Source organism: Adhaeribacter aquaticus DSM 16391, from assembly GCF_000473365.1.
In the GTDB taxonomy this organism is placed as follows: domain Bacteria; phylum Bacteroidota; class Bacteroidia; order Cytophagales; family Hymenobacteraceae; genus Adhaeribacter; species Adhaeribacter aquaticus.
Genome location: NZ_KI421517.1, coordinates 4,655,215 through 4,673,257 on the forward strand (window position 1 = coordinate 4,655,215; position 18,043 = coordinate 4,673,257).

At 41.7% G+C, this 18,043-nt stretch carries 7 protein-coding genes and 2 pseudogenes; 4 read left to right on the forward strand and 5 right to left on the reverse strand.

The genetic code is table 11. From position 1 onward, the window contains the following. Positions 1–32 precede the first annotated feature (32 nt). From ADHAQ_RS0123030 to ADHAQ_RS0123045, 4 genes are all read right to left on the reverse strand, one after another. Entirely contained in the window at positions 33–1,478 is a 1,446-nt protein-coding gene (locus tag ADHAQ_RS0123030) for an efflux transporter outer membrane subunit (protein WP_034257039.1), read from the reverse strand. Continuing rightward, on the reverse strand, positions 1,468–4,659 hold the full coding sequence (locus ADHAQ_RS0123035) for an efflux RND transporter permease subunit (RefSeq protein WP_026464939.1): 3,192 nt from the start codon (positions 4,657–4,659) through the stop codon (positions 1,468–1,470). The genes ADHAQ_RS0123030 and ADHAQ_RS0123035 overlap by 11 nt, the downstream gene beginning before the upstream one ends. 83 nt (positions 4,660–4,742) lie before the next feature. Further along, a complete protein-coding gene (locus ADHAQ_RS0123040; RefSeq protein ID WP_034257041.1) occupies positions 4,743–5,879 on the reverse strand; it encodes an efflux RND transporter periplasmic adaptor subunit in 1,137 nt (378 codons plus the stop codon). 131 nt (positions 5,880–6,010) lie between these two features. Further along, positions 6,011–6,466 (reverse strand): hypothetical protein, encoded by a 456-nt coding sequence (locus tag ADHAQ_RS0123045; protein ID WP_026464941.1) that lies wholly within the window; start codon positions 6,464–6,466, stop codon positions 6,011–6,013. Between the two features lie 426 nt (positions 6,467–6,892). On the opposite strand from ADHAQ_RS0123045, the pseudogene ADHAQ_RS26855 reads away from it, so the two are divergent. From ADHAQ_RS26855 to treY, 4 genes and pseudogenes are all read left to right on the forward strand, one after another. Beyond that, positions 6,893–7,795: pseudogene (locus ADHAQ_RS26855) on the forward strand (alpha-amylase family glycosyl hydrolase); the annotation flags it as partial. A gap of 318 nt (positions 7,796–8,113) precedes the next feature. Then, positions 8,114–9,418: pseudogene (locus ADHAQ_RS26860) on the forward strand (glycogen debranching protein); the annotation flags it as partial. Continuing rightward, positions 9,418–11,259: a malto-oligosyltrehalose trehalohydrolase gene (gene treZ, locus ADHAQ_RS0123055; RefSeq protein WP_034257042.1), complete on the forward strand. Its 1,842-nt coding sequence runs from the start codon at positions 9,418–9,420 to the stop codon at positions 11,257–11,259. The pseudogene ADHAQ_RS26860 and the gene treZ, both read left to right, overlap by 1 nt. Positions 11,260–11,542: 283 nt before the next feature. Beyond that, complete coding sequence (gene treY / locus ADHAQ_RS0123060) at positions 11,543–15,769, forward strand: malto-oligosyltrehalose synthase (protein WP_026464943.1); 4,227 nt, start codon at positions 11,543–11,545, stop codon at positions 15,767–15,769. 434 nt (positions 15,770–16,203) lie between these two features. On the opposite strand, the gene ADHAQ_RS0123065 is transcribed toward treY, so the two are convergent. Then, positions 16,204–17,751 (reverse strand): alkaline phosphatase D family protein, encoded by a 1,548-nt coding sequence (locus ADHAQ_RS0123065; protein WP_157433492.1) that lies wholly within the window; start codon positions 17,749–17,751, stop codon positions 16,204–16,206. Positions 17,752–18,043: the final 292 nt, after the last annotated feature.

Genomic DNA, 18,043 nt, shown 5'->3' on the forward strand with positions numbered 1-18,043 from the left:
TTTTTTAAGTTTATCCTTTTCAGAAAGATTGGTTATTGCCAACCACCGCCTAATGCCCGGTAAAGGTCTATAGACGAAAGAAATATTGATTTTCTGGTATCGGTAAGAACTAACTCTGCTTCTAATACGCCTCTCTGGGCAGTAATTATTTCCAGATAATTAGCATAACCGGCCGTAAATAAATCATTGGAAGTAGCCACTGCACTACGTAAAGTTTCTACCTCCTGCTGTTTTAAATCAGCAACCCGGCGATAGTTTTCAATACCCCGCATACTGGTTAATACCTCCTGATAACCGGTAAGCAGTGCCTTTTGGTACCCGTAGAAAGCTTCCCGGTTTCCGGCCGCACTTCTTCTGTATTCGGATCTTAAGATATTCTGGTTAAAGATAGGCGCCGTTACTCCCCCTAATACCCCCATGGCTAAAGAAGCCGGATCAAAAAGTAAGGGTGCTTTAAAAGCATTGAATCCAATATAAGGCGAAATAGTAAGTGCTGGCAAAAAAGAAGCTCTTACTGCTGCTACATTTGCTTTAGCGGCTATTAATTCTAACTCTGCCTGCTGAATATCTGGCCGACGGCTTAATAAGTTTACCGGAATACCCACTTGTAAATTAGCGGGCAGTACCTGCTGATTTAAAGGTAATCCCCGGTTGATGGGTTGCGGAAACCGGCCTAACATAGAATTTAACTGGTTTTCGATTGCCACAATTTCCTGTTGTTTCATAGCCTGCAAACTACGGGTATTGAGTAACTGTGCTCTAAATTGCTGAACAGCCAATTCGGTAGCTCTACCTCCAGCCTTCTGCACCTGAATAAGCTCTACAGCTAATTGCTGCAACTCAATATTTCGGTCTAAAATTTCCAGCTCATTATCCAAAGCCAATAACTCATAATACATACTGGCAACATTGGCAACCAAAGCCGTTTGAACTAGATTACGGCCTTTTTCAGAAGCTAAGAAACGGGCATATGCTGCCTTTTTGTAATTACGGAGCTTTCCCCACAAATCAACTTCCCAGAAACTTCTTAACCCTACCAGGTAATCCTGTACCGGATTTGTAACCCGCTGATCCCGATTTATATTAGGAGATTTATTGGTATCATAATTACCTACTCCGGTCATGGTATATTCACCATACCTATCTACGGAGGCAGATGCTACGCCTTGTATACCTGGCAGAAAAGCGCCCCGGCTCAACATCACATTTGCTCGTGCCATTTCAATCCGTTGCACGGCCATCTGTAAATCCGGATTTTGCTGTAAGGCCGTATCAATTAAATTAACCAGGTTAGGATCGGTAAAAAACTTTTTCCAGGAGATAGCACCAATACTAACCGAATCAGTCGCTCCGCCAAAACTGTTGGGTACTTGTTTGGTTTGGGGTAAGGCAACCGGAGGAGCCACTTTACAGGCTCCTACCAAACTTAAAAGAATAAGACTAACTAGAGAATTTAATATATATTTATTAATTAACATTATAAATTTCTTCTTTTACAAGTGGATATGATGATTCCTGAGCGGGCTGCTTTTTCTTATTGTTTTTCTTTTTGCCTATGCTGGCAAACAATACATATAGTCCCGGAATCAGAACTACCCCGAATAAAGTACCAATAAGCATCCCTCCTGCCGCAGCTGTTCCAATAGATCGGTTACCCATGGCACCGGCCCCATCTGCAAAACACAAAGGCAATAAACCTGCTATAAAAGCAAACGAAGTCATCAGGATTGGCCGGAAACGAGAAGCCGCTCCCTCCACCGCTGCTTGTAAAACTGAAAGGCCTTCTTTGTTACGCTGAATAGCAAATTCTACAATTAGAATAGCATTTTTACCTAACAAACCAATAAGCATTACCAGGGCCACCTGGGCATACACATTGTTTTCCAACCCCTGGAATTTTAAGAACATGAAAGCTCCGAAAATACCAGTAGGCAAGGATAAAATTACCGGGAGTGGTAACAAAAAGCTTTCGTATTGTGCAGCCAGCAACATGTAAACGAATATTAAACAGATAACAAATATGATTGTCGTCTGGTCACCCGAAAGAATTTCCTCCCGAGCCATACCTGACCATACATAAGTGAAGTTATCTGGTAATACATCCTGGGCAATGCGCTGCACCTCCTTGATAACATCTCCACTACTGTACCCATTATCAGGCTCCAGCGCCACCATTGGAGAGGAATACATGTTGTACCGGGTAATCTGCTCTGGACCGTAAACCCTTTCTAACTTAATAAAAGTAGAAAATGGCACCATTTCTCCCCGGTTATTCTTCACAAACATGTTTAGTACATCTTCCGGTTTAGTGCGGTAATCCGGGCCAGCCTGTAACATTACCTTATACATCATACCAAACCGAATAAAGTTAGAAGCATAATAACTTCCCATTAAGGTCTGTAAGGTACCCATAGCATTTTCAATAGTCACCCCTTGTTTGGCCGCCATATCCTGATCCACATGAATCATGTACTGCGGGAAATTAGGGTCGAACATGGTATAGGCGCCATCATCAATTACCGGAGATTTCTGAATAGCTTCGATAAATTGATTCGTAACTTTGGAAGCTTCCTGCAAATCGCCATCTCTCCTCCTGTCCTGTAACCGCATATCCATACCAGCCGAGTTACCAAAACCAGGCACGGTGGGCGGCGAGAAAAACATGATTTTAGCTGATTTTAAATCTTTGGTTTGCTCCTGCAACATAGCAATAACATCATCCACTGATTCTTCACGGTCATCCCAACTCTTCAGGTTAATCATACCCATCCCGTAAGAAGCTCCCGCCGATTCAGTTAAAAGGCTATAACCTGCCAGGGTAGATACAGATTCTACCGATCCAATTTTCTGAGACGCCTGCTCAATTCTATCTAATACATAATCAGTACGCTCTACAGTTGCTCCAACCGGGGTTACTACGTTTACATAAATCATTCCCTGGTCTTCTACCGGAATAAAACTGGTAGGCAATATTTTACCTAAACCAAAAGTAGCACCAAAGAATACTAGCAGCATACCCACCGTAACAGCTTTGCGGCCGGCTATACGGGCTACCAATCCCCGATAAGAATTTTCTACTTTTCCATAACCAAAGTTAAATTTGTTAAAGAAGCGTTGTAGAGGGCCGTTTTTCTTTTCTTTACCGTGGTTATTTTTTAACATTAATGCACATAGTGCTGGCGTAAGAGTTAAAGCATTAATACCCGATATAACAATAGAAACGGCTAGTGTTAAAGAAAACTGGCGATAAAAAACGCCAACTGGACCAGTCATGAATGCAACCGGAACAAACACCGCCGACATTACCAGGGTGATGGCCACAATCGCTCCACTGATTTCGTTCATTGACTCCAGCGTAGCTTCCTTCGGCGACATGTGCTTTTCCTCCATTTTTGCGTGCACGGCTTCCACTACTACAATGGCATTATCTACTACAATACCAATGGCTAGCACTAAGGCAAACAAGGTTAACATATTAATAGAGAACCCAAACATCTGCATAAAGAAAAGGCTACCTATAAGCGCAACCGGTACAGCTAAGGCCGGAATTAAAGTAGAACGGAAATCCTGCAGGAAAACAAATACGACAATAAATACCAGGATAAATGCTTCAATTAAAGTCCGGAATACCTCGTGCATAGAGGCATCCAGGAATCGGGAAACATCATAGGCAATATTATATTTCATACCTGGCGGGAAATTTGAGCCCTGAAGCTCCGCCATCCGGGTTTTGATATTAGCAATTACTTCTTTTGCATTAGAACCCGGGCGCTGCTTAATCATGATGGAAGCAGATGGTTTTCCGTCTGTTTTAGAAACCATACCATAATCAAAGGAACCGAATTCAACATCCGCTACATCTTTTAAGCGTAAAACAGAGCCGGAAGCATCTTCATTTGCCCGGATTACCAGGTTTTTGTACTGTTCTGGTTCATTAAATTTACCCGTGTACTTTAAAACGTATTGCAGCATTTGCGCATCCTGTCCGGAGCTTTCACCCGCTTTACCGGGAGCAGCTTCCAGGTTTTGAGCCCGAATGGCATTAATAACTTCATCCGTAGATACTTTATAGGCTGCTAAACGGTCTGGCTTTAACCAAACCCGCATAGAGTAATCTTTAGAACCCATGATTTCGCAGAAACCTACTCCTTCAATCCGTTTTAATTCCTGGAGAATATTAATATCTGCAAAATTGTATACAAACCGTTCGTCAGCCTTTGGGTCGTCACTCATCAGGTTCAGGTAAAGCAACATACTGTTTACCTCTTTCTCTGTACTTACCCCTGCTTTGATAACTTCTTCCGGTAATTCGTCAATTACCGTCATAACCCGGTTCTGCACGTTTACTGCCGCTAGATCCGGGTCAGTACCAACTTCGAATGAAACCTGAATGATTGTAATACCATTGTTACCCGTTACCGAAGACATGTATGTCATGCCGGGTACCCCGTTTATGGCTCTCTCCAGCGGTGTGGCAACGGCCTTGGTACATACCTCGGCATTGGCACCCGTATATTTGGCCGTAACCGACACCGAAGGCGGAACAATTTCCGGGAATAAAGTAACAGGTAAATTAAATAGGGCCAGAATACCCAAAAAAGTAATGAAGAGCGATATAACCAGTGATAGCACCGGTCGCTCAATGAACATTTTTAACATTTTTATCTTGAATCTAAAAGCCAAACAAATAGCAGGCGAATCCGAAAATTCACTTGCCTTTCAAACACCAATCCATCTACAGGCTAGTAAGCTGCTGCGAAAATGCTATCCATTGGGACTTGTACCGGCTTAATAACCGTTCCATCTTTTAAGTCCTGAACACCTTCGTAAACTACCTGTTCTCCCGCTTGTAAGCCAGATTCAACTATATAAAAATGAGACAACCTATTTTTAGGTTTGAAACTTCTAATTTTTACGCGATTATTCTTATCCACCACATAAACAAAGTTTCTATCCTGAATTTCTATTGCGGCTTTTTGTGGTATAATTAAAGCATCATCCACCTCACTGGTAAGCCGTACCATACCCGAAGAATGGTGCTTTAGTAGTTGTTTTCTATTAGGAAATTTAGCTCGGAAAGCAATGGAACCGGTATTAGATTCAAATATGCCATCCATGGTTTCTATTTTCCCTTTTAAAGGGTAGGTAGATCCATCCGCCAGAATAAGTTCTACAATGTTGCTGCTGGAATTACCTTTATCTTTTGACTTTACATAATTTAAGTATTCTTTTTCTGAAATTTTAAAGTAAACAAATACATTTTCCAGATCAGAAATAGTGGTCAGTAAGGTTCCTTCATCTATCAAACTACCTACTTTTAGCGGAATCCGGTCAATAACACCAGCAAAAGGAGCTCTTATATAAGTATAAGTTAAGCGGGTGGCCGCATTGTTATAAGCAGATCGGGCTTCTTCTATTCTGGCCTTTGCTGCTCCTAATTTAGATTGAGCCATTTTTAATTCAGAGGCAGAAATCACTTTTTTGTTAACTAAAAGCTTTACCTGCTCTACTTCTACTTCAAAACCTTTTGCTTCGGCAATAGCACTGTTTAAATTAGCTTTGGCTTTGTCTACCTCTGCCTTATATTCAGTTGGGTTTATGCGGAAAAGCGGCTGACCTTTTTTTACCATCTGCCCCTCATCTACCAAAATATTTTCTAAATACCCAGTCACTCTAGCCCGCATTTCCACGTGCTTAGATGCCTGAACATCGGCTACATAATCCTGGTGCAACAACGTATCTTTGGTAACAACCCGGGTAACCGGCATACTTGGCGGGGAGGTGAGCTTTTTATCGGTTTGTCCGTTGGCGGTGCAACCAAACACAAAGGCACCTATCACTAAATTAAATATCCAGTTAAATTTTTCTAAATTATTCATAATTAAATTTTTAAACGCTAAGGAATTGCGACAATAGTGTCAGAATAGCGCAAGCAGATTTAACCTCTAAAGGTTAAAATCGGGAATAATAAAATGGGAATACTAGGCTATGAAATAGCCCTGGAACTGGATTAAAAAGGAGTGAGCCGAAACAGGAAGGAATAATACTCAGGTAATAAATTGAGGATACCACTGTAAGTTGGAGATGGTTTCTCCTCCTGTGATTCCTGAAATAAAAAATAGTGGGCTTTTAAAAAAAAGTAAACACCAAGAGCCAGGGAAGAATAGAAACGGTTGGGCTTCAGATGGAAATTGGACTGCCCCATATCACTAAACTCTTCTGATAAGTCCATAATTTCCAGAAGTATGTGTTGGGCAAAATATTCTGGTTCCTCCAGTATTTCTTCTTCTTCAATATCTTCTGTTAGGGTTTCATTAATAAGGGCATAAGGCAACCTGTCTGCTAAATGTTTTCTAGGGAAGAAAGCAAATACCAGTGTATGAATTAAGAAGCAAAATAAGAAAAAGGAAGCCCACTTTCTTACCATGTCTTTAGGTTGAATTATGTTAAAAAAAATTTCTTTCAAATTTCCCCCTCGTTCCTTCTTTACTGCTCTTTTTTTAAAAGTAAAATACTTTTTACAAAAATATCAATAAATTCTATATTTCATAATGTTTTTTATACTTTTTAAATCTTATGATCTTGTTTTAACCAGTAAAGAAACAAAAGCATTTAAAAAATTGTATTATAACCTTTAATTCTGAAGATTTTCTGAAGTAGTCTAGTTATATTCTAATTAATAAATATATACGATCGCCTCCGAAAATTCATTTTTTCACACCTCCTAACAAAATTAATACTAATTCAGTTTTCTTTTAACCCAAATAAGAGGCAAATACTTTATAATATCTTTATCCAACATATATCATATTGAATATTTATGCGTAAAGGGACAAGTAAAATTTTTCCTTATACACTAATTTTTCTTTGCTATAATTTTTAAAAGATATTTATGGATTTAAAAGTATATCCGGGTACCCCCTACCCCTTGGGTGCCACCTGGGATGGTAATGGCGTAAACTTTGCCCTTTTTGCCCAAAATGCTACAGATGTAGATTTATGCCTTTTCAACTCAACTGAAGACCAGACAGAAACCCATCGTATTAAAATGTTTGAGCGGTCACACCAAATCTGGCATGCGTACCTCCCGGACATAAAACCCGGTCAATTATATGGTTACCGGGTTCATGGCACTTTTGATCCTAATAATGGCCACCGCTTTAATCCCAATAAACTTTTGCTAGACCCATATGCCAAGGCTATATCGGGTACTATCAAATGGCATAATTCCCTATTTGGTTACCAAATGGGTCATGAAGACGCTGATTTAAGCTTTAATGACGAAGATAGTGCTCCGTATATTCCAAAAGCTGTAGTAATAGATCCCAACTTTGATTGGGAAGGTGACACAGCTCCGAAATACCCCTACTTCCAATCCATTATTTACGAAACCCATGTAAAAGGCTTTACAAAAATGCATCCCGAAATTCCGGAAGAGATACGGGGAACCTATGCCGCATTAGCTCATCCGGTTACTATTAAGTACCTGAAAGAATTAGGCATTACAGCCATTGAACTAATGCCAGTGCATCACTTTGTGAACGATAGTATTCTGGAAGATAAAGGGCTTGCCAACTACTGGGGGTATAATACCATTGGCTTTTTTGCTCCGGATGTACGGTATTCCAGCAGTGGCGCTTTAGGCCAGCAGGTCATTGAATTTAAAAATATGGTAAAAGAGTTTCATAAAGCCGGAATAGAAGTAATTCTGGATGTAGTATATAACCATACCGGCGAAGGAAACGAATTAGGACCCACTCTTTCCTTTAAAGGAATAGACAATGCCTCTTACTACCGGCGAAGGAAACGAATTAGGACCCACTCTTTCCTTTAAAGGAATAGACAATGCCTCTTACTACCGGCGAAGGAAACGAATTAGGACCCACTCTTTCCTTTAAAGGAATAGACAATGCCTCTTACTACCGGCGAAGGAAACGAATTAGGACCCACTCTTTCCTTTAAAGGAATAGACAATGCCTCTTACTACCGGCGAAGGAAACGAATTAGGACCCACTCTTTCCTTTAAAGGAATAGACAATGCCTCTTACTACCGGCGAAGGAAACGAATTAGGACCCACTCTTTCCTTTAAAGGAATAGACAATGCCTCTTACTACCGGCGAAGGAAACGAATTAGGACCCACTCTTTCCTTTAAAGGAATAGACAATGCCTCTTACTACCGGCTAATGGAAGACAACCAGCGTTACTACATGGATTATACCGGTACCGGTAATACCCTTAACGCAAATCTGCCTAACGTACTCCGTCTGATAATGGACAGCCTGCGTTACTGGATTCTGGAAATGCACGTAGATGGGTTCCGTTTCGATTTAGCTTCAACACTGGCTCGGGAACTCCACGAAGTAGATCGGCTAAGTTCCTTCTTTGATATTATCCACCAGGACCCAATTATTTCGCAAGTAAAATTAATAGCTGAACCTTGGGATATTGGTGAAGGAGGCTATATGGTGGGCGGCTTTCCTCCGGGCTGGACGGAATGGAACGGTAAATACCGGGATTGTATGCGCGACTACTGGCGTGGCGAAGACAGTATGTTAGCTGAATTTGCGCAACGATTTACGGGTTCTTCTGATCTTTATTTAGACGATTACCGCCGGCCAACTGCCAGTATCAACTTCATTACCGCCCACGATGGTTTTACCATGCACGATTTAGTATCGTACAATGAGAAGCACAACGAAGCCAACGGCGAAAATAACAATGATGGCGAAAGCCACAACCGTTCCTGGAACTGTGGAGCAGAAGGACCAACCGATGATCCGGAAATAAACGCTTTGCGTGACCGCCAAAAACGTAATCTTTTAACTACTTTATTCCTCTCGCAAGGTGTTCCGATGTTGGTGGCCGGCGATGAGATAAGCCGTACCCAGGGCGGTAATAACAATGCTTATTGCCAGGATAATGAAATTTCGTGGCTAAACTGGGATAAAGCTGATACGGGATTATTAGAATTTACCCGAAAGTTAATCCACTTGCGGAAAGATCACCCGGTTTTCCGGCGGCGGCGGTGGTTCCAAGGTCAACCTATTCATGGCCTAGAAACCGAAGATATTGCCTGGTTCTTACCAGATGGTTCTCCAATGGGAGAAGAACATTGGAACGAAGACCATGCAAAATGCTTGGCTGTTTATTTGAACGGATATGGGGTACGTACTCGGGGACCACAGGGAGAAAAAATTCTGGATGATTCCTTCTATATTATCTTTAATGCCTCCCACCACCCAATGGATTATAAATTACCTGGAGAAAAATATGGTAAAAACTGGTTTAAAGTGTTAGATACATTTGAAGACCAGGTTGGAGATCAGGCCGAATTATATGAAGCAAGTCAAACTATTACGGTTGAAACCCGTTCCGTAGTGGTGTTAAAAAACCCATTGGAAAAAGCAGCAGAATAATGAAGGCAATAAGCGTAAAGGAAAGACAATTAGGCGTTAATTTTAACGGGAACGGCGAGGCCGTGGTGGAGGTTTGGGCTCCCAAAGCAGAAAAACTGGAAATCCGGTTACAGCAAGATAACACCCGAATAGCCTTAACCAAAGAAGAGTTTGGATACTGGACCACCACTACCGAGAAATTAAAACCCGGCGACTTGTATCAGTTTGTGCTGGATGGAGATCAGGAATACCCCGATCCCTCCTCGGTATCTCAGCCGGAAGGCGTGCATGGTAATTCGCAGGCCCTGGATGTAAAAGCTTTTAACTGGACGGATGAGAATTGGCAGAATATTCCGCTGGAAGACTATGTATTATATGAACTCCATACCGGTACTTTTACCCCAACCGGCACTTTTGCCGCCCTGGAAGAAAAACTGGATTACCTGAAGGAATTAGGGGTAAATGCTATTGAAATTATGCCGGTGGCCCAATTCCCGGGTAGCCGCAACTGGGGGTATGATGGCGTATTTCCGTATGCCGTGCAGGATTCTTACGGTGGCGCTGAAGGCTTAAAGCACCTGGTTGATGTCTGCCATCAGAAAGGTATAGCCGTTATTCTGGATGTAGTATATAACCATTTGGGGCCAGAAGGAAATTATCTGGGAGTTTATGGGCACTACTTTACAGATAAATACAATACACCCTGGGGCCCGGCTTTAAATTTTGATGATGCCTGGTGCGATGGGGTGCGGCGGTATTTTATAGAGAACCTGCTCATGTGGTTCCGCGATTTCCATATTGATGCGGTTCGGATGGATGCGGTTCATGCCATTAAAGACTTTAGCCCAACCCATATTCTGCGGGAAATGAAACAGTTTGTAAATCAGTTAATGCAGGAAACTGGCCGCACCCATTACATGATTGTGGAATTGGACCTGAACGACAACCGGTTTATTAACCCGCTGGAGGAACAAGGCTTTGGCATGGATGCCCAGTGGATTGATGAGTTCCATCATGCCTTACGGGTAACTGCCACTGGTGAAAACACGGGGTATTATGGTGATTTTACCGGTATTGCTCATTTAGCTAAAACTTATAAAGATGCTTATGTATATGACGGGCAGTTTTCGCCGCACCGGAATAAAACATTTGGTATAAAAGCAGAGAGAAATCCAGGTAAACAATTTATAGTTTTTTCTCAAAACCACGACCAGGTAGGCAATCGCATGTTGGGTGAGCGAACAAGCCAGCTGACTAGCTTTGATATGCAGAAATTATTGGCTGGTGCTGTTATGGTAAGCCCTTACCTCCCCATGCTATGGATGGGGGAAGAATATAGCGAACCACATCCTTTTCTGTATTTTGTAAGCCACACCGATCCGGAATTAGCGGAGGCAGTACGTAAAGGACGTAAAGAAGAATTTGCAGCGTTCCATGCCGAAGGAGAAGCGCCGGATCCGGTAGCAGAAGAAACTTTTAACGAATCGAAACTGCAATGGGATTTGCTAAACCAGGAACCGCACCAAACTATGTTTAAGTGGTACCAAACCTTGTTAAAACTGCGTCGGGAGCTATCAGCTTTAAAGAACCTAAACCGCCACAACCTGGAAGTGGAAGCAATGGAAAATCAAAAAACGTTGATTTTACACCGGTGGCACGATGCTGAGCATATTGCTTGCTTTATGAATTTTTCACAGGAAGAACAAAAGATAACTGTACCTAGCTTCATAAAACAAAGTAAGAAGCTGTTGGATTCTGGTGCACCGGAATGGAGGGGAAATGCTGATGGTCCAGATACAGTAGAAGCTGGAGCAACTATTGTTTTAGGTCCAGAGTCCTTTCTAATGTATACCAACGCCTAAAAATTGTAACCAAAAATCCCCACCTGATGAAGTGGGGATTTTTTCTTAACAGGACCTGGTTCAGCCTTATTTAAATAAAAATTTAATCTAACCCTGACCTAATTTTTAACAGGATGATACTAAGGCAAAGGTGAACTTTTAAGAAATCATGAGGGAAATAAAGTTAAAAAAACGTTTTCCTCTACTTCTCCTTCTAAAGACTTAAATGTTAGTTTTTTCTGCTAAACCTATTCTTGCAATTACAGTATAGATACTGCTTAATAATTTAGGAAACTATTTATCTATGAATAACCCCGTAACTACCTATAGATTTCAATTTCATAAAGAATTTACCTTCGAAGACTTCGAAAAAGTAATTCCATATTTACAAAAACTAGGAGTAAGTACTGTTTATGCCTCTCCCATATTCGAGGCTACTCCGGGTAGTACACACGGCTACGACGGCGTAAACCCGCATCGGATTAATCCGGAAATTGGTACCGAGGAGCAATTACGTGAATACAGCCGCCTCTTAAAAGAAAATGGTATAAACTGGTTACAGGATATTGTACCCAACCATATGGCCTTCCATCCAAATAATACCTGGCTAATGGATGTACTGGAGAAAGGGCCACAATCGGAATATGCTAAATTTTTTGATATAGCCTGGAACAACCAATCCCTGCAAGGCCGCATAATGGTACCTTTCCTGGGCGCAGACCTGGAGGAAGTAATTAAGAATGGGGAGCTAAAGTTAGCTTACGACGAAGCGCAGCAAAAATTGGTCTTAAAATATTACGATAGCGCCTACCCGGTAGGTCCCCGTTCCTATGCTACTATATTAGGCGCCGGCGAACAATCTCAGGCCATTCAACAGGCCTTGCAAACATTGGAAAGCCTGCACAACACAGAAGAGGCTACTGCTTTTAGCAATGGTTTTGCAGATTTTCAGCAATCTTTAGCTGGTTTAATGAAAAATGAAGCTGTTAAAACAGGAATTGAAAAAGCTTTAGAAGCCATTAATAATGACCCGGAACGGTTAAGCCAAATTGCTGATGAACAAGCTTACCGGTTGTGTTCCTGGAAAGAAACAGATTACCAGATTAATTTCCGTCGTTTCTTTACTGTAAACGGCCTGATTTGTTTAAATATTCAGGATCCGGAAGTATTCCAAACCTATCACCAGTTTATTAAAGCCTTACAGGATGATGGTGTATTTCAGGGGGTTAGAATCGATCACATTGACGGACTTTATGACCCCAGTAGCTATCTGGACGATTTAAGAGCTTTGATGGGCGAGGAAGCCTACATTGTAGTAGAAAAAATTCTGGAACCTGGGGAGGATATGCCCCATAGCTGGCCTATTCAGGGAGCCACGGGTTATGAATTTCTGGCCACCGTGAATAACGTTTTCACAAACAAAAAAGCAGAAGAAACTTTTACGCAGTTTTACCACGACCTGGTAGGTGCAGGAGCCGAAGTGCAGGAGCAAATTCATGATAAAAAAGCTCATATTTTAGCTGCGCACATGGGAGGCGAGTTAGACAACCTGAACTCACTATTTCTGGAATTAAACCTGCTGAATGAAAATGAACCAAGTGCTGTTGATCCGGAAATTTTAAAAGGTGCTATAGGTGAATTCTTAATCCAGTGCCCTGTTTACCGGTATTATGGAAATGCGCTACCCTTGGACGAAACAGAAACAACTGAGGTTAAAAAAATTCTAGAACATATCCGGACCCGGAAACCAGAAGTAACTCCGGCAGTAGATTTACTGCAAAAAGTCATCATAGAAAATACCCAAACCGGTGACCAGGGTTACAACGAGCGGGCAACTAAATTTTATCAGCGCTTGATGCAATTTAGTGGCCCTTTAATGGCAAAAGGTGTTGAGGATACGTTAATGTACACCTACAACCGGTTTGCAGGCCATAATGAAGTAGGCGATTCTCCGGAAGCCTTTGGCTTTAATACTTTATCAGAATTTCATGAAGCCATGCTGCACCGGCAAAAACACTGGCCGCTGGCAATTAATACCACCTCTACCCACGATACTAAACGCGGAGAAGACGTACGGGCTCGTTTAAATGTGATCACTGATTTACCAGAAGAATGGGTGAAAAAAGTACAGGAGTGGCAAAAGTTAACAGCCGACCTGAAAACAGAAAATAAGCCAGAAGTAAACGATGAATATTTTATTTACCAAACGTTATTGGGAGCCTATCCGATGCCCGGGCAAGATGAGGACAACTGCGGCCCACGGATGGAAGAGTATATCCAAAAAGCCTTACGGGAGGCTAAAATAAATTCTAACTGGACTTCCCCTAACGAAGCATACGAAAAAGCAGCTCAAAGCTTCGCCACCAAACTACAGGATAAACAATCAGCTTTCTGGCAAAGCTTTGAGCCCATCCATAAAAAAGTAGCTGATTTTGGCATTATTAATTCTTTATCGCAGGTATTACTCAAGTTTACCTGCCCGGGCGTACCGGATACTTACCAAGGTACCGAACTATGGGATTTAAGCTTAGTAGACCCTGATAACCGCCGCAAGGTAGATTACGAAAAAAGGCTTCGTTATTTAGAAGAACTGGATGAATACGACCTGAACCGGTATGACCGGCTATGGGAAGAGCTTTGGGAGAACCGGTATGATGCCCGTATTAAGCTATGGCTAACTCGTAACTTATTAACAGAAAGGCGCAACAATGCTGATTTATTCCAGAAAGGAGATTACATTCCGTTAGAAGTAGAAGGTGAGTATAGCGAATACGTGCTGGCTTTTGCCCGGAAGCACCTCCGTACCTGGTACGTTACGGTAGTTCCCCTCCATGTAGCACAATTATGCCAGGAACAAGGGGTGGATGTTTTGGCTATTGATTGGAAAGATACCAAAGTAGTACTACCCGAAGACGCCCCTGCCGATTGGACAAATATGCTCCTGCGCACCACCGGCCAATATGCGCACGAACTGCACGTAAGAGAATTATTTAATACAGTACCACTGGCTTTACTTAAGCTACAAGCAGTTAACGAACGTGGCGCCGGTATTTTAATGCACATTACCTCTTTGCCATCTGCGTTTGGCATTGGTGATATGGGTCCGCAGGCTCGGGAATTTGCTGATTTCCTACATCGCTCTAATCAGAAGTACTGGCAATTGTTACCTCTCAATCCGGTAGAGCAAGGTCAGGGGTATTCCCCTTATAGCTCCATATCAAGCCGGGCTGGGAATCCATTACTTATTAGCCCGGTGGTACTGGCCAAGGAAGGTCTATTGCAAGAATCAGAGTTACCTCAATACCATCTTCCGCAAACAGGTTCTGTAGACTATGAGGCTACTAAACGAGTAAAAGATGAATTGTTGGATAAAGCATTTGTCACCTTCAAATCCGGTGACTTCCCTACCCTACAGTCACAGTTTGTTGATTTTTGTCTGACTGAAGGAGCTTGGCTGAATGATTTTGCCTTATATATGGTATTAAAAGGCCAACACAATGGTGCTGCCTGGTTCCAGTGGCCGGAAGAATATAAAAAACGTGATCCGGAAGCCTTAGAAAAACTAGCTGATGAACATGCTGAAACTATTGAAAAGATTAAATGGATTCAGTTTATTTTCACGAAGCAGTGGAAACGCCTGCGCACTTATTGCAACAACCGCAACATCCAGTTATTTGGCGATATGCCATTTTACATTTCCTACGACTCGGTAGATGTATGGGGTGACCAGGCTATATTCGCACTCGACGAGGAAGGCAACATGACCGGTGTGGCCGGTGTACCACCCGATTCCTTTTCAGACGATGGTCAGCTTTGGGGGATGCCAGTATTTAAGTGGGACGTGCTGAAAGATCGCAACTATGACTGGTGGATTGGCCGCTTGCGCAAGAATATGGAATTATACGACATTGTGCGTCTAGACCATTTCCGGGCATTTGCCGACTACTGGGAAGTACCAGCTGGTGAGAGTACTGCTAAAAACGGGGTATGGAAAATTGGACCAGGAAATGATTTCTTCACCTTTGTGGAGAAGGAACTGGGAAGTTTGCCATTTGTAGCCGAAGACTTAGGTGAAATAAATGATCTGGTTTTAAAATTGCGCGATGATTTTAACTTACCGGGTATGAAAATACTGCAGTTTGCTTTTGGCGATGAAATGCCTCAGAATGATTACATACCGCATAATTATGCCCGAAACTTTATCGCTTACACCGGCACCCACGATAACAATACAACTTTGGGCTGGTACCGCCAGGAAGGCCATAAATATCACCAGCAGATTGAGCATTATGTAGGTCGGGGATTAAGTGAACATGATATTAACTGGGTATTTGCCCGCCTGGCCTATGCTTCTGTAGCCAAAACCGCCATATTGCCGCTGCAGGATGTTTTAGGTATTGATGAGCAGGGACGCATGAATACTCCTGGTGCCGCTGATGGGAACTGGGGCTGGCGGTTAATTCCCGGTCAACTTAACCAACAAGCTGAAAATACGCTAAAGGAATGGACCCATTTGTATAACCGGGGATAATCCTCTTTTGCTAAAAAAGAGCCATAGTTAATACCTATGGCTCTTTTTTATTTACTTATTCAAAATCCTCTTTAATTTTTACTTCTTTTTACTGGCTTAAACTACTTACAACACCCACCTAAATCAGCAATTTATTTTTAGTCTCTGTGGCGATTCCGACAAAACCAGTTAGATTAAATATTTTGTCTTCTCTCCTATCCTTCTTACCCTAACCAAAAAATAAAAACACTGAGAATTTCAAATTATCGTAAAATCAACTTTATAAATCTTTTTTTGATCTTGAAAGTGGTTTGTAGCCTTTAAATAAATTATTAAGTAAAAAGGAGGAACAAATAAATATATAAATAGACAGAATAAAAGTGGCTAATACCTAATAAAGTGATTGGAAGGGTTTACTTTTTTACGCCCATTTATCTAACTAGAACGATAAGGTATTAAGCAGAACGAGCCCCCACCGGATAAACCTCCTTGGTAAACGGTTTCTCCATGCCTTCTACAAACCACTCGGCTTTAAGTTTTGCCTGTTCATCTATAGAAAGTGATAAAAAATTACGGGCACTAATAATTCGCCGGGATGCTCCCGGAAACTTAGATAAATGGGCGGTAATTTCTTTATCTAATATTTCTCTTTTACCAGCTAATAATTTTTCCATCATGTAAATAACCAAAGCTGGAGGTGGTAAATTAACCATAGCCGAAGAGGTAAACTGGTTGATTATGGTGGCCTCTGGAACCGAACCAGATTCTTTATGGGATTGTAATATGCCTGTAAAAGCAACATGCGCATCCCCGGAAATAATTGTAACCCGGCAGGCAGCTTCCTGGGAGAATACAAACAACTTTCGAATAAACTGCAAACGTTCCTGCTGGTGGGCTTTACTGAGCCATTGATCCCGTAAATCATCTTCCATTCTTTGGTGCCCCGGCTTAATGTTTAAAGCAGTTTCCAATAAGGTTAAATCAGCATTTACAATGGGAATACCAGACATAACCAGCAAATGCCTGCACCGTTTATCTGAGTTATGCTCATTAGCCTGGTGGTTTTTTATTTTATCTAACCATCCATGTAATCGTTCCCACGTTTCTGGCAGCATTACCCGATTCTGGGTCCGTTCCGAACGCAAATCCAACGCCACTAATGCTAATTCTCCTAATTGGTAAGCATAAGTAAAACCATCTGCCCCCAATATTGTGGCCCTTTCTAAATTAAATTCATCATTTGCCTGTAATTGAAAAAGCCGGAAGTTCTCACGGGCTATTTTATAAACCCCCTGAAATACAGCACAGGCTTGCTGTTTCGGCATATAAGAGCCCCAACCATCAAAAATATCATGGTCATCCCACATCATGAGGGTTGGAATTTGGCTTAAAATAGCGGCAGGTCTTTTCTGGCTCCAAATCTGAATATAAAGTTTGAAATAAAATTGGTTTACCTGTTGCTCCATATCTGGAGTAAACGGCTCCAGTAAGCGTTTTTTCAACTTTTTACTTAACCACTTTTTAAGGGGCTCCACAAAATCCCAGACCTGGTCAGAATAAATTTGGTCCCCTCCCAGAAAAAACAGGTGATATGGCTCTTCCTGATGTACTTGCGCCAGGACTTTCCACATTTTATTTTTGTTACGAACCTTATTTATATCTTTCTGAATTGACACACCAAAACACGAACCATAACAAATTCGAAAGCGATTTTTCTGCCCCGGAACAACATACCGAAAGGTACTTAACCTGTTTACCGTATATTCTACTTGTTGTTCTTCCTCTGTTTGACGCACCGACCAGTCCATCCGCCAACAAAAATTATTTTCAAATTGCTTTAATAAAACTGGCGTTGCTGCTACCTCCGTTGCATTTGTAGAAGTGTAAGTAAGATGTGGCGGATTACTATTGCCCTGCGTAACTAGTAAGGCAGACGTACACCAGCTGCCATCCTGCATCCCTCTAAATCCTAAAATGGGTCCAACAATAATTTTATTTTCCATAGTTATATTTTCCGGTATAGGAGTTTTATACCAGTTTGTTTCAACCGGCAAAGGAAACTATCTATATTATTGAAAAATGGGATAAATAACTATTATAAACCTCACTACAGATATGGGCTTTCGTAGAGGTACTTAGTGAATCAAACTTCTGGTTTCAGAGATAGCTTGCTAAAAGGAGATAAAAAAGATATTAATTAAGGAATAATATGGCCGGTCCTTTGCATTTCAGAAAACCATAAAAGAATCAATGTATAGACACGCACCAGCGTTGCATTCTGCTGTTTTTGCATAC